We start from the raw sequence: 14049 nt of genomic DNA on the forward strand, positions 1-14049 counted from the left end.
CGGTTGAGTGGCCGGATGGCCGTGGAATCAGTGGCCGGATGCGCGTGGAATGGGTGGCCGGATCAGCGTGGAATCGGTGGTCAGATGCTCATGGAATGGGTGGCCAGATGACCGTGGAATCCGCACCCTGCCCAGCGAGCAGGCGACGCGGTTGCTTCTGGTGGCCGAGCTTGGGAAAACAGCTGCCAAATACCAACACGGCGAAAGCCTGATCTGGCGGGATGCAGGGGCACTGTTAGCGGTGATGGCAGTGGTAGCTGAGGCTTTAGACTGCGTGCTCTGCCCACTGGGTATCACGGGGGAGCCCTGGGCCAGTCGACTTGCCCCGCCAGGGGTGCTTACCGGCGTGGGACTTGTCCTAGTGGGCGGGCCGACACTGAGGGACTAGGCTGCCTTCAAGCCGGTCTGGTTCAGCAGGCTGTGCACGACGGAACGCGCGGACATCATCTGGTACCACATCAGCGCGTCGAGCTTGGATGGCCGAACCTCAATCGCTTTGCTCAGCGCAAGAAACTCTGCTTCCAGCTTCAGGTAGTGCCGCTCCACCGTGAGGCCAGGCGTAAAAAAGCCCGCTAACGCCCCTGCGCGCAAAATGTGGATATCCAGGATCGCGACATCGTCGGCATCGAGCCAGTTGCGAGCAATCCAAGAAGCGGTTTTGTAGCCAATGCCCGGCAACTTGAGTAGCCAGTCCCGAAGCGCCCGCCCGGAACTCAAGGGATAGCCCCCTGCGGCCAGAGCAGCGAGCGCGGCGTGCAGGTAACGCGCTTTCTGTTTGGCAAAACGGTAGCGTACCGAGCGGCTACCGATATTCAACGGAACGGTTAGCCACGCCTGCAGCTGCTCCTCACTAGGCAGGCCCCCTTCAAAAGCGCCATGGTTTCTCAGGTGGGCGAATGCTGCCAGTCCGACGTTCGCTGGAATTCCGTGGCCGCCCAGTACGCATGCCCCGACCTCCTCTGCCAACGTGGCTCCCAGCTTGTAGTTGAGCGGCTCAGGTTCCTGGTCGTTTGCCCATACTTGATAAGCCCAGTAAGCGGGGGACGGGAATGCTTCGATCAATCCCCACGCAACGCCCGGGAGCACTTCGATCTTGGCATCAGGAAAGTCGCGCTGGTACAGCGTGGACTCAACAAACACTACGCCGCTTTGCATCATCGTGCCTCCTGAGCGGGGCCATAGGTCTGCGCGATCCAGTGCAAGAAATCGTTGCGCTCCACGGACTCCATCGCCGCGATACGATCACGCAGTCGTGACTGACGCCTGGCGATGGTCTGACGCTCCCGGAACGTATCGCCCAGGTAACGGCTATCGTGCAGTTCCTGAGGGGCAGCGTAGTTCATCCATACGCATTCCTCCCGCAGATCCGTGTGCGTTTTGGCCGTAAACGTGACCTTCCTCCATCCATGGAGCATGTCGTTGTACAAGGCGCTGTCGTAGCCGGAGATCATCACCTTGCACGGCACGCTGCACAACGTACGCAGCAGCTGTTCATGCTGGCTCTGATCATATTCGTACCGGTAGATCTTGGGGCGACGACGCGTCTCTGTCACATACGGAGGATCAGCATAGATCAGCTCGCTGCCGTCGTAAGTGAAACTGTTCAGATAGCTCGACGCGTCACCCAGGATGAGCTCAAGGCCTTCAACCTGGTGATCAGTCCACGTGTCATGAACGGCAGGATCAACGTCCACCGCGATGTTTCGAGCTGCAGTTTTTTTGTGACGCAGGACTGCGCCCGCCCCCAAGTGCGTCTCGATGTAGGTCTGATGCGGAGGCATCAAATTGATCAAGCGCTGATAGCACTTGCCCTTCCCGCCTGGATATCTCATGCCCCCATCATCGTCAAAAGTGACGATGATGTCAATGGAAGGCTTGGGTTGGGCGAGTCTCGCGATTGCGAACATTGAGAAGACGCGCCCTGGTGAGCGCCCGCAGTCCCTCAGCGAATCTTCTCTTCCACAAACCTGTCTTCGGGGAAGAAAGAAGCGATCTTGGTGATCGCGTTGGCCAGGAAAGGCCGAGGATTGGTGTAGTCAAAGCTGTAGCGGCCTGAGCCGTAATTCACGCCCCACACGCCTTTCCTCCCTCCCTTGGGTCGCCACCACATTTCCCCGGCGATCCGGGCTGCCTGTAGGCCTGTCATGCTCGGGTGACCGCGCTTTGGATCTTTCAAATCTTCAGCGACGAACACGCTGCCGTCTTTCCCGATCGCCCATATCAGGTTTTTCGTCTTTGGATTTTTGACGACCTGCGGGAATTTCCGCACCAAGGTACGCTCCTTGGCCAGCGGGTCGAATCGCTCGATCGCGGTATGGTTGGCGCCTTTCCCCTCAGCAGTGATTTCGCTTTTCTCCAACCGCTTGGGAGCGCGCAATTTGCCGTAGGTCGTGTTCAAGTAATTGGCGTAGTCCTGGTCTTGCTTGGCCAACACCTTCAAGAACGAGCTGTAGAAATGCTCAACATCGACGTACTGAGCATTGGCCTTCTGATCCCTGAACCACCTAAGGAACAGGGCACCGAACAACAAGTCGTGTTCATAAATCGCTGAGACAGCATCCCCCAAAGGCGTGTCCGTGGCATCGAGCAACACCTTCAACACCTTTCGATCTCCCCAGTACAGGTCAATGCTCCACTGGAGGCGGGCCATTGGTGCGGTGAGGACGCTCAACTTGTGTGCGTTCCAACGCTCGATGGCCTCGGCGGTCGCGACAGGGGTCTCGGCGCCGGCATCAAGGGTGTCGCCTACTTCATAGCCAATGGGTCGACCGGTAATCTCATCCCGAACCTGAGAAATGGACGCCAGCTTGATCGAGTGCCAACATTTCTCAGGCTTGAGTGTTGATTCCTCGCAGATGCCCACCATCCAACGTTCGAGGTGGCTGAGGATGGTTTCTGCAGTCCCGTACGCATACTTGAAGTCGAGACGGGCCTTTTTGTCAGCCGGAACGATACCGAGGTCAGGTACCAGGATTTCATGTGGCGGCAACCAGTCTTGTGCTTTTTCGCTCCACTGACTGAATTCCAACGCCCAGCGCTCGCAAAGCAACGCCTTCACCTCTTCAGTGGCCACAGAGCCAATGTCTTCTTGAGCCTTGATGAATGCTTGCGCAGGGACAATTTTCGCCCGCGCATAAGGGCCTAAACGGTCATCGTGAACGTAGAGCCATTCTTTGCCGTCTCGGAAGTCATATCCCACCAGCGTCACCGCATGGCCACCTTTCAAGCACATCGGTTGGCAAGTCGAAGTCGTCATTGCGAGCTTCAGTTCTTCGCGCTCGGTTTCGTCGAGCTCATCGAACTCCCCCAACACCTCCAGCGCTTCAGCTTCCTTCATCTGCTTGTCAGCAGCCGTGCTGCTTTCCGGCCCGTACACGACGCCTGCCAGAATGATCGGCAAGTCACTGTCGATATGCGAAGAGGCGTAGCTGTGGAACCAGCCCTGGGTTTCAGTAGTGAGTGTGGTGGAATGGTACCGAAAGCCCTGAACGTCGAGCGATCGCTGGATCTGTTTGTGTGTGAGGTGCTTGTTCGGGAAACCGTTGTGCGAGCCATCCACAAAATTGAGTGCAGCGGTGGTGATCTCACTGCACGATGGGACAGACTTCACATCACGCCCTGGCAGCGCATGCAGCGCAGCCCAGATCGCAGTGGTCGCGCAGGCGGCGACGACCTTGTCCTGCTCCTGGAAAGCAATCGAATTCACATGCAGCTTGATGCCGAACAGATTGACGTCATAGCGCTTGGCAATTTTTTTCTTCGTGCCTGGCCCGGTGCCGTGATCACCGGCAATGCGTAGGCATGTCTTGCCGATGAAGGTCTTTTCGAGCGGTTTGATCACCACAAAGCCGAGGTAATTGTCCTGCAGCGAAGCCCGGGACAGGTCTTGGCGCGCGCTGTCGATCATCATGCGATCAAGCGATTTATGGTCAAGCTTGCAGCTGAAAAAATGAAGCCGCCCGCAGACCTGACCGTCGTTACGGAAACGCTTCAGATAGTAGCGCGAATAGTCTTCTAGGAAGTCACGATCGGTGTACCGAGGCTCAAGCAGGATCGACTTGGCACCGATGTGACAGAGGTAGTTGTAGAGGTACTTCACCTGCTCTTTGTCAAAGATCTGCAGGTATTCGTAGCCAAAGCATTCGCGAATCAGGGCGCTCAGCGTTTCGGCCTGAAATTCCGTGACGAGGTATGGAGTCATTGTTCTATGCGCAAAAAAAAGCAGCCACGAGGGGCTGCTTTCAGGTCAGAAAAACTCAGAGGCTGCAGGTACGAGCAAGCATCTCATCAGTCACGGCTTGGGCTTTGGCTTGCTTGGCTAGGATTCTGGTCATCACGAAGGTACGGGCTCGCGCTTTTCGTAGGCGCTCCTCTTCCGTCGCGCCCATGTGTTTCCTGGCCTTCTCATACAAAAGCTCAACGCTCATTTTTCTGTCCCCTTTTTGCCCACGTTCCCGGTGGTGCGGTCTTGCTGACTTACGGACTTTCTTACGTTAGACACTTACGACGCCGAAGCGGGTACAGCTCGCCATGGTTCGTGAGGGTGAGGATTATACGAATCCGCCATCAACAGCGTCAGCACCCCAAACAGATGTCCGACAGACGGCTTCACTCACTGCTTCGACTCAAAGCTTACGATTACGTTCATCTCAAGCACCTGCCATGCAGATACCTTTGCCACGTTTATTCCGGGTTCAGGAAGCGAAACGCCTCCGTCACTGCTGGGTGTTGATCGTGAATTCTGCGCCTTTCACGCAGCCGATTTGGAGCGGGATCAACCGGCGAAAATCGCCTAGTGAATTGAGTATGGCATAAAGGAATCATGCAAAGCGATACTCCTTTGTGACATGTCACACGATTCTTCATCCATTCGCTGCGGTGATTCGAGACTCGATTTTGGCGCTGATCAGCGGAAAAAACTTCGCCTAGATCGCTTCGATCTGAGCCTAGCTTAAGCATTCGGATTTGCACCCTCGGATCAGTTTTCGGATCGCAGCGCCCGTTGCTTGTGAGGCTTCATGCTTGCATTACGCCATCACGCCGAGCAAAATCCGCGACCGAAACGGAATTCTCAAGGTAGACGACATGTCTCTGTCCGGCATTTTCAGCTCGGCTCATCAACGCCGCAGCTTCCTGATCGCCAGCTGCACTCTGCTCGCCTTGTGCTTCCTGGCCATCCTGTGGATCGCAAGCATCCCGCAACCCTCTCCCGCACTAACTGCGTTCAACAGCTTCTTGACGTCTGTGGTGGCTAGTGGTGCGTTTGCGATTCTGTCCACGCTCTACATTTCGTTTTTCGTTGACCCGAATGAAGTCCAGAAAGCTGCGGTCGTTCTGCCTCAGGACATCTCGCAAAATCTTGATCGCATCGTTGCCGAATCCGTTGACTATCAGATCAGTGTGCGGACGGGTCGGCATTTTCGCGCAGACACCCTTCCGAAGCTCTTGGAGCAGGCAAAGAGACATCGCCAGCCGATCCGGATCGAAGCAATCTTGCTCGACTTCAGGGACGACGCGCTGTGCGAGCAGTACGCTCGTTTTCGGCAAAGCGCGACCTTCGACAGCAAGCTGTGGAGCGTGAATTACGTTAAGTCTGAAGTACTGGCGACCATCCTCACTATTGCCAGGGCCCAGATGGACTACCCCTCTCTGCTCATCGTGCATCTCTATCTAAGCAAGCGGCTGTCGACATTCCGGATCGAAGGGTCGTCTCAAGAGCTGATCATCACACGCGAAGACCCCAAAGACTTCGCCTACCGCTACCACCGCACCCATCGAGACTATGCGGCGTATGCGCATGAGCTGGGGTTGATCCGCAGAGAGGCCGCCAGCGTGGAGATACCTACCAAGGTCGCCCCCAGCGAGGTACTCCAGTCCATGTTTGGTTTGGGCATCATACCGTCGGACGTGGTGACGGCTGCGGAAGCTTCGGTAAAGGAAAGCTCCCCGTATGTCAGCTGATCTGGACTTTCTCAACCTCCATGATCTTGCCGGTCTCTCAAATGCTTTCATCAAGGATACCTTGAAAGCCTGGATCAACCAGAAGACCCCCAAATGCCTCAAGCATCCGCATGGCTTCTACGTCATGTTGCTCAAACGCTCGGACGTTGAGCAATGGCGCCTGCATCTCTGGCCCAACGGCGTACGCCAGATCACGGGAATGCCCGCTCGCATCCACCTGCACGATACGCATGTGAGCAGCAGAATACTGGTCGGCACGCTGACTAACATTCAGTACATCAGCACGCCCGTTACCGATGGATCTACTGCGGGCCACCCGGTGTACGAAGTGATCTATGAAGGGAATCGCTACCTTCAACAGACGGCGAATACCCTGCGTAAAACTCAGCTGCGTGAAGCGGTAGTCGAAACACATCGCCTTTGCCTTCAAGCCGGCGATACTTACCACATCCCACGCTATAGCCTCCATGAAGCCGAGGTCGCCGCCGAGGTTGCGACGTGTACTCTGGTTTGCATGCACGAGCGTGCGGACGGTGTAGTCAAGCTGATTGGCGTCGATGGATACCCCGAAGAGCTGTCCTTTGTGCGCAAAGAGCACGATGGATCGATCTTCCTCGACTACCTCTAGGCAGCCCTGGCCCCATCGACGCCAGTTCAGCATGCATGAGCGTTTCAGAGCCTCACGACGAATCACGTAATGGCCAGCGGAAAAAAGTTCGAAATTTTTGGGGCTCGCTGCAAGCCAAGCGGTATGCAGCTTGGGCTCTACGGCCAACAGGATATACACACATTATCCACAGGGCATGTGTGTCTTCAACGCTTGATAACCGCGCGAAAATCGCTCATCTTGTGGCTGCTGCGCCAAAAACACCCAAGATATGGTGTTTGCAGTACCGTATCCCTATACGGGAGGCAAGTTCAGCGAGTGGTCACGTTAGGTCGCCAAACGTTCCGTGACCCACCCGCTCTCAAAGCCATACGGTTAGTCAACCTGACTTGAGTGAACGCATTACATCGAATTGCGAACTGCCGCGTCAAATAAAGGTGACGCGTGGTTCGATGCGCTAGCGCTGAGTCGGGGCACTTAATCTCTGATCAGAAGGTAAGAATATGAGCTTTAACGCGAAACAAACCAGCAGTTCGATCGCCAGCCTGGCCTCGGCTGTATTGCTTGATTCTAAATCCTCGGCTTTGGCCAAGGAGCTGGCTGGCTCGGCGCTTTCTCAGGCCTCAACTACCAAGCAAACCAGCGCTCGGATGGAGGAGCTCGCCAGCAAAATTCTGGGTGAGTCGGGCCACAGCCAGATGGTGTTGAGCCTGGCCGGCTCCGTGCTCTCACAGGCGAACAAAGAGCGCTGAGTTCGGCGCTGGTAACCACGCCCCGCCCATGCGGGGCGTTTCTCTTTCTCTTGCGGAGACGCAGAACAAGAAAGCTCCGGAGCCCCTGACACTAATGGGGTTCCGCAGAAATGATGCAAGAGTTCAGCGACGCGGGCGAGTGGATGTCCGAACAGCAGCGATCGAGGTCGGGCAGAGAGGCCGACAGACTGATGACGATCAGGATCGTATCAACCCAATGGTCGACTAAGTGTCTCAACGGGACAAACTTAAAGCCCCAGGTCTGCCGCAAAACGCTGGTCGCGGATTGAAGCAGGGGCATGCCCATCGATTATCAGCTTCTGCTGCAGATGGCGTACGAGATGCCAAGCCAAAGGTTCACGGATTTCCAAGCAACCGTCGAGCTGATGGAAACCATTGGAGCGCTGTGTAACAAGGGCCTCTCGAAGCGCTGTAAAGCCATCAACGCCGATAACCGACCTGTGAACACGGATAGGATTATTCAGCCCAGGACGACGCTCGTAGGCGCTTAAAAGCGATAGAAGGATTACAGGGAGATCATCCCCATAGGCTTCGCAGGCAAGAGACCAGAGCTGGCCATCAGACAGTGGGGTCATAGGATCCGATGTCGGGCTCGCATTATCCATAAATTGGCAACATAACCCCAAGCGCGGCCAGAATTCAGGTGCACCCTGTAAACCAATTTTTTAACGTGTTAATCACAGGAGTTTACAGTGTAAAAATTTGGTTTACAGGCCAGAATTTTCAACGTGCGTATAGGGTCAGCAAATGCATTTCGTTAGAAATATGACGGGGGCGGACGTTTGCAGACGCCTGTTGTCCGAGACGGGTGGAATTTCAGACGGACTGATCCCAGCAAAAGAGCCCTATTGGTTTGACGTCAAAGCGTAAGCAGCAGCCTACGGCTGCAAAGTAAAGCGATTTCTCCTCCGCCCCCAGCCCCACCATTCCAACCTCAAATTCACCTTCAGTCCTCAAAACCGTGTGATCTAGAAGCCGTAAATATCAGATGTAAAAGCCGGCGAAATCCTGTGAGAAAAGCGGTGCCTGGGCCACTGCCGCTTTTATCTTGCTCTCAAATATAAGAACTCCGTCTCGCTTAAAAATTTTCAAGAGGGGGGGGTGAAAATAAAATGGACATTGCCGACGAACGGTAAATAAATTGCCTATTTGTCAATCTGAATTTTCACTCAAACATCCTCGAAAAACTATAAAAAAGGCTTTAAAGCAGGCGAAAACGCTAACATTTATGAAATTTCGATTCACCAAGTGCGAATTTTGATCGCCTACGACCGCGCCCAGTAGCAGATACAGTGGCCATGTCGATCATTTGTAACCGTCCGGCCAACTCACCTTCCTATCCACAATTGCTGGGACAAAAATCAGCAATCCTCCCTGGGTCAATTTTCAATCGGCAGGATGGGTCAGTTTTCAATCAGCGCCAACAATCAAACATCTTGCCTAGCCAAAAGGGCCTTCAGATCGCTTGCATGCAGCTGCTCTTGATGCCTATTGATACCATTGGCGCTGATGCTATAGGATCAGATCAGGAGATGGCATTCCTCCTTTAACGGCCTTCGTGCTGATGATGCCTACGTGAACCCTGGACAGGGTGCGTAGGTGCGCCTCCCTGTCCTCCATTTTAGGACAGGCTATGATCTTACCCTCCGAGTTTCCCTTTTCTTTCGGCGCGAGCCGCTTGCGAGTTAGTCCACTCAGGTCTGATGAGGTGGGCTCGCCATGCTGAAGTCATTAATGGTCATCGCCGTTGGTGCTTCACTTGGAGCCTGGTTGCGCTGGATATTGGGCATGAAACTGAATGCTCTGTTTCCTACGATTCCCCCAGGTACTGTGGTCGCGAACATGGTTGGGGGCTACATCATCGGCCTGGCCATCGCCTTCTTGGCCGCTTCTCCTACCCTCAGTCCAGAGTGGCGTCTCCTGATCATCACGGGTTTCTGTGGTGGGCTTACCACCTTCTCTACATTTTCAGCCGAAACGGTTGCCTTGATTCAGGAGGGCAGACTGGTCTGGGCGCTTGGCTCAATTTCGTTGCACGTTGCAGGCTCGTTAGCGATGACCGCTGCCGGGCTTCTGTCCTACCAAATGATTGGTACTCGCTGAGGAGATAGAAATGAAAGGCTATATGGTCGTTTTCTTCACCCAACAAAACCGTCGTTATCAGGGAAAGATGCTAGGCGATTGGATCGTCGACGTGGCTAAAGAAATGGGGTTGCGAGGCGCCACGCTCTGCACCGGAATCGAAGGGTTTGGGCACACAGGAAAACTGCATTCATCGCACTTTTTTGAGCTGGCGGATCAACCCACGGAGATTCGCTTGGCCATCACGGAAGATGAGGCAGAACGATTGTTCAAACGATTGGACTCTGAGGAAATATCGGTGTTTTTCACCAAGACGCCAATCGAGATGGGCACCCTTGGAAAAACGCCCTCCAGCTCAACACCCTCCACAACTTCGGAGCTGTGAACATGAGCTACGCGGACATCCCAGCTGGCAACGCCCTCCCCGATGACTTTTTCACCGTTATCGAGATTCCTGCAAACCACTCGCCGATCAAGTACGAGGTGGACAAGTCGAGCGGACAAATTTTCGTTGACCGCTTTCTCAGTACACCGATGTTCTATCCGGCCAACTACGGGTTTATCCCGAACACGCTGAGCGACGATGGCGATCCGCTGGACGTCCTGGTGGTTTGTCCATATCCCGTCTCACCTGGAGTTGTCATCCGCAGTCGCCCGGTTGGTGTGATGTACATGACTGACGAAGCCGGAGCCGATGCCAAGGTGATCGCAGTGCCTCATGAAAAACTCAGCTCCATGTACATCGACGTAAAGGAGTGCTCAGACCTCCCTGCGTTACTCCTCGCACAGATCCAGCACTTCTTCGAAAACTACAAAGCATTGGAACCGGGTAAGTGGGTGAAGATGGGCCGCTGGGGCAGCGCCGATGAAGCGCGGGAAGAGATTCGCAAGTCGGTAGCTGCGTATATCCCCAAATAGACTTACGCCAGATTCAAATGCCTGTGTCGGAGGATCGCGCTGAGGTTCCTGCATTATGCTGGGCCTCAGTTGCTCCGATCATCAAATATCCGGGGAAACATATGCTGGGAATGAAGGAGCGATGTTGACTCGCCCATCCCCGTCAACGGCTGATTTGCACCAGCAACTCCGCAGCAACTTTTTTCAGCATGAAAGTTTCGCGCTGAATGGACTGCCCCATCGATGAGTCCTGACGCTGCATCACGGCTTCATTGTGCGATATGGCCTCATGTAGGTTGATCCAGACAGGCCGCATACCATTAGCGATTTCGTGGCTTTCCATTCTCACGGGCTCTAGCTGTGGCGCTACTTCGCATTGATAAAAATGCGATGTCATGTGCATCAGATCGTACTGTGGCTTCCAGTAGGGCCGGTACTCCTCGATGTAACCGTAGTGCTGGAGCACCTGTATTTCACGGGCACCAGTCTCTTCCTCAAGCTCGCGCTTCAGACCTGTGGCAATGTCCTCGTCACCATCAAGACCGCCACCAGGAAAGCTGAAGTCGTTATAGCGCTCTGTGAACAGCAGCAGAATCTGTTCACCCCACATCACGATGCCGCGTGCTGCATGTCGACGGAATACTCTGCCCTGCTTGGATTTCAGCTCGGGGTGAACAATTTCAGTTAGTGAGTTGCATGTGGTCTCGTTACGGCAAGATCAGTTAGTCATCGTCCAAGGTGGCCACGGCATTTCCGCAGTTCTGGAAATACTGTGGCCAGTGGAACTGGCTCAGCGAAGCAGTAATACGGGTGAAGTGGATGTTCGCAGCATCGTCGTGGTCGTGCTGCCTACCAGAAACTGCCTAATGCGTGAGTGCCCGTACGCCCCCATGACCAAGAGGTCAATGCCGTGCTCTGCCTGATATGCATGGAGTACCGACTCCACTTCGCCTGGGCGGATCTCGGCATGCACCAGCGAGCCAGAAGAGGCAAATGTGGCTCGTGCTTTCTCCAGCTCGTTCTGATTTTCTTCGGAGTCCGTACCAGCCATGACGATATGAATTGGCAGGCCTTCGCACAGCGGGCTTGAAGCAAGCATCTGTACGGTCTTGTGTCCTGTAGCGCTGCCGTCAAATGCCACCATGACCGTTTCAGGTTTCCTGAAATGGCTGGTTGTAATGAGGATGGGGTGGTGGATAGTTCGGACTACCGCTTCAATCTGGCTGCCAAGACCTTGGGCACTGCGCGTGCTGTCCTCACCGACTCTTCCAATCACCAGTAACCGAATATCGTCTTGGAGATTGCTCAGGCTCTCGACGAGATGGCCATGGCGCTGCTTCATATCAGGTGACATGGCTCCAGAGTGGACTGTTCGCTCGCGAGCTTTTTCAAGCATGTGCTGCCCATGTTCCAAGGCCAGTTTTGCCCGCTGCGCATCCAGCGTGGCCAACTCTTCCAGTAGATGTTCTCTGCTACCGAGACCGATATTGCCGCTGAGGTCAGCGGATGCAGGATATTTCTCCTTATCCAGCACATGAAGCAAGGTCAGGGGAGCGCTGAGTCGTTGCGAGGCCCATGCTGCGTAATCGCAGACCGCCAATGAGGATTGTGAGTTATCAATGCATGCCATTACGTGGGTCATTGTCGTTCTCCTTAGTGGCCCATGAGCTTGTCGATGGCACCGGGCTTGTCATGCACACCGAAGCGGTCAACGATTGTTGCGCTGGCTTCATTGAGACCGAGCACTTCAACCTCAGCGCCTTCGCGTCGGAACTTGATCACGACCTTATCCAGCGCTGCGACGGCGGTGATGTCCCAGAAATGCGCCTGTGTGAGATCGATGGTGACCTTGTTGAGCGCTTCCTTGAAGTCAAAAACCTCAGTGAACTTGTCCGCAGAGCTAAAGAACACCTGGCCCACGACGTAGTAAGTCCGATGCGATTTCGTCTCTTCCAGAGTGCTCTTGATATCCAGGTAATGCCCAACCTTATTGGCAAAGAACAGCGAAGCCAGCAGCACACCTACCAGTACGCCGTAGGCTAGGTTGTGAGTGGCCACGACGACCACGACGGTCACCACCATGACGAGGTTGGTCGACAGCGGATGCTCTTTCAGATTACGCAAAGAATCCCAGCTAAAGGTGCCGATGGACACCATGATCATCACAGCCACGAGTGCCGCCATAGGGATTTTGGAGAGCCATTCGCCAAGAAATACCACCATCAGCAGCAGGAAAACGCCGGCACACAATGTCGAGAGACGGGTGCGGCCACCAGATTTAACGTTGATGATCGACTGGCCGATCATGGCGCAACCGGCCATGCCGCCAAGCATACCGGCAGCGATGTTGGCCACACCCTGGCCTTTGCACTCGCGGTTTTTGTTGCTGGTGGTATCGGTAAGGTCGTCGACGATGGTCGCGGTCATCATTGATTCGAGTAGACCCACTACTGCCAACGCAGCCGAATACGGGAAAATGATGCGCAGGGTTTCAAAATTCAGCGGAACTTCAGGCCAGAGGAAGATCGGGAGCGTATCAGGCAGTTGGCCCATGTCACCGACGGTGCGGATATCCAAACCGAGGTAAATGGCGATGGCCGTCAGCGTCAGAATGCACACCAATGGAGAGGGAATCAGCTTGCCGATTTTCGGCACATACGGAAACAGGTAGATGATTCCCAGGCCCGCAGCGGTCATGGCATAGACATGCCAGGTGACATTCGTAAGTTCCGGCAACTGCGCCATGAAAATCAGGATCGCCAATGCGTTTACAAAACCGGTGACTACCGACCGTGAAACGAACCGCATCAACGAGCCAAGCTTCAGGTAGCCGGCAAGGATTTGAAGTACGCCACACAGTAGAGTCGCGGCCAGCAGGTACTGGAGTCCATGCTCTTTTACCAGCGTCACCATGAGCAGTGCCATGGCGCCGGTAGCCGCCGAGATCATTCCCGGGCGCCCGCCGACAAAGGCGATGACAGCACAGATACAGAAGGAGGCGTAGAGACCGACTTTGGGATCTACCCCGGCGATGATGGAAAAGGCGATTGCTTCCGGGATCAGCGCGAGTGCGACTACCAGCCCCGCGAGCACGTCGGCACGGACGTTAGAAAACCACGTTTGTCTAAGTTTTTGCAGCATAGAAATATCCAAGGCAAAGCATCGCGCACGCCAAGGGAATGGCGAGCGAGTCGATACAAATTCAAATTTTGAGGATTTTTTTGCTGTGCGCTTAAGGTGTAAAACCAGGCGTACAGCAGTGCGCACCCGCGAGCGAGGCTAGCGGAAGCAGGTTGTTGCGAGGGGGCGTAGCGCTAAGGCGGCGTAGGCTGCCAGTAGATCGTTTGGAGTACAGTCATGCTGATGTTCCTGTAGCTCAAGGGTATGCAGAGCCGGCAGTATACAGCAAATCAACCCTTGATCGGGACTCAGTGTCAAGCCCCACGAAAATTTAATGCTGAAGGAGAGGTAGCTGAAGAGTTGGTTTTTTAGCAAAGTCTAATTTGTAGATACGGCTCTGTTACGTGTGGCAATGGTGAAAGCCGTAAGCATCTCGCGAGACCCGCTTAGAACTCGAACTGGTTTTCGCTGAGGTTGGTACATGGCGGTTGCAGGAGCTGAGTGCAACACGGTTATTGAATTGAAGCCGGAGCATCATGCCGCATCGCCATGGCATTTTGCATGACCTCTCCCATCACCTCGATGGGGCATTTGAAGTCGAAGCGCTTG

General features: G+C 54.7%; 13 protein-coding genes and 1 riboswitch. Of the genes, 6 read left to right on the forward strand and 7 right to left on the reverse strand.

Annotated features, from left to right (window positions below; translation table 11 throughout):
* Positions 1-384: 384 nt before the first annotated feature.
* From G7020_RS22730 to G7020_RS22740, 3 genes are read right to left on the reverse strand one after another with little or no spacing between them, the layout of a single operon-like run.
* Entirely contained in the window at positions 385-1158 is a 774-nt protein-coding gene (locus G7020_RS22730) for an 8-oxoguanine DNA glycosylase (RefSeq protein WP_228385891.1), read from the reverse strand.
* Positions 1155-1907 carry a DNA adenine methylase gene (locus G7020_RS22735; RefSeq protein WP_236713077.1) on the reverse strand — a complete coding sequence of 251 codons (753 nt, stop codon included), beginning with the start codon at positions 1905-1907 and terminating at the stop codon, positions 1155-1157. The genes G7020_RS22730 and G7020_RS22735 overlap by 4 nt, the downstream gene beginning before the upstream one ends.
* A gap of 35 nt (positions 1908-1942) precedes the next feature.
* Positions 1943-4201, reverse strand: a complete 2259-nt coding sequence (locus G7020_RS22740) for a hypothetical protein (protein ID WP_058410830.1) — start codon at positions 4199-4201, stop codon at positions 1943-1945.
* Between the two features lie 821 nt (positions 4202-5022).
* On the opposite strand from G7020_RS22740, the gene G7020_RS22745 reads away from it, so the two are divergent.
* The 3 genes from G7020_RS22745 (at position 5023) to G7020_RS22755 (ending at position 7320) form a co-directional block, all read left to right on the forward strand.
* Complete coding sequence (locus tag G7020_RS22745) at positions 5023-5961, forward strand: hypothetical protein (protein ID WP_141718235.1); 939 nt, start codon at positions 5023-5025, stop codon at positions 5959-5961.
* The gene (locus G7020_RS22750) at positions 5951-6589 is read left to right on the forward strand and encodes a hypothetical protein (RefSeq protein ID WP_058410832.1); all 639 of its coding nucleotides are present in this window, start codon (positions 5951-5953) and stop codon (positions 6587-6589) included. The genes G7020_RS22745 and G7020_RS22750 overlap by 11 nt, the downstream gene beginning before the upstream one ends.
* Positions 6590-7071: 482 nt before the next feature.
* Positions 7072-7320 (forward strand): hypothetical protein, encoded by a 249-nt coding sequence (locus G7020_RS22755; RefSeq protein ID WP_058410833.1) that lies wholly within the window; start codon positions 7072-7074, stop codon positions 7318-7320.
* 248 nt (positions 7321-7568) lie between these two features.
* Here G7020_RS22755 and G7020_RS22760 read toward each other — a convergent pair whose 3' ends face one another.
* Positions 7569-7916: a hypothetical protein gene (locus G7020_RS22760; protein ID WP_141718236.1), complete on the reverse strand. Its 348-nt coding sequence runs from the start codon at positions 7914-7916 to the stop codon at positions 7569-7571.
* Positions 7917-8860: 944 nt separating this feature from the next.
* Positions 8861-8922, forward strand: a riboswitch (Fluoride riboswitch).
* A gap of 138 nt (positions 8923-9060) precedes the next feature.
* Here G7020_RS22760 and crcB point away from each other — a divergent pair.
* Genes crcB through ppa form a run of 3 tightly spaced genes read left to right on the forward strand, consistent with a single transcriptional unit; the run spans position 9061 to position 10341 of the window.
* The gene (gene crcB, locus G7020_RS22765) at positions 9061-9444 is read left to right on the forward strand and encodes a fluoride efflux transporter CrcB (protein WP_017337059.1); all 384 of its coding nucleotides are present in this window, start codon (positions 9061-9063) and stop codon (positions 9442-9444) included.
* Between the two features lie 10 nt (positions 9445-9454).
* Positions 9455-9808 carry a DUF190 domain-containing protein gene (locus G7020_RS22770; protein WP_058410836.1) on the forward strand — a complete coding sequence of 118 codons (354 nt, stop codon included), beginning with the start codon at positions 9455-9457 and terminating at the stop codon, positions 9806-9808.
* 2 nt (positions 9809-9810) lie between these two features.
* Complete coding sequence (ppa, locus tag G7020_RS22775; RefSeq protein WP_058410837.1) at positions 9811-10341, forward strand: inorganic diphosphatase; 531 nt, start codon at positions 9811-9813, stop codon at positions 10339-10341.
* Between the two features lie 142 nt (positions 10342-10483).
* Here ppa and G7020_RS22780 read toward each other — a convergent pair whose 3' ends face one another.
* The 3 genes from G7020_RS22780 to G7020_RS22790 all read right to left on the reverse strand — a co-directional run bounded on the left by G7020_RS22780 (position 10484) and on the right by G7020_RS22790 (position 13461).
* Positions 10484-10984, reverse strand: coding sequence for an NUDIX hydrolase (locus G7020_RS22780; protein WP_153426187.1), 501 nt, complete (start codon positions 10982-10984; stop codon positions 10484-10486).
* A gap of 126 nt (positions 10985-11110) precedes the next feature.
* Positions 11111-11962, reverse strand: coding sequence for a universal stress protein (locus G7020_RS22785; protein WP_058410839.1), 852 nt, complete (start codon positions 11960-11962; stop codon positions 11111-11113).
* Positions 11963-11973: 11 nt separating this feature from the next.
* Positions 11974-13461, reverse strand: a complete 1488-nt coding sequence (locus G7020_RS22790) for a SulP family inorganic anion transporter (RefSeq protein WP_058410840.1) — start codon at positions 13459-13461, stop codon at positions 11974-11976.
* Positions 13462-14049: the final 588 nt, after the last annotated feature.

It is taken from the genome of Stutzerimonas stutzeri (assembly GCF_013522825.1).
GTDB classification, from domain to species: domain Bacteria; phylum Pseudomonadota; class Gammaproteobacteria; order Pseudomonadales; family Pseudomonadaceae; genus Stutzerimonas; species Stutzerimonas stutzeri_AK.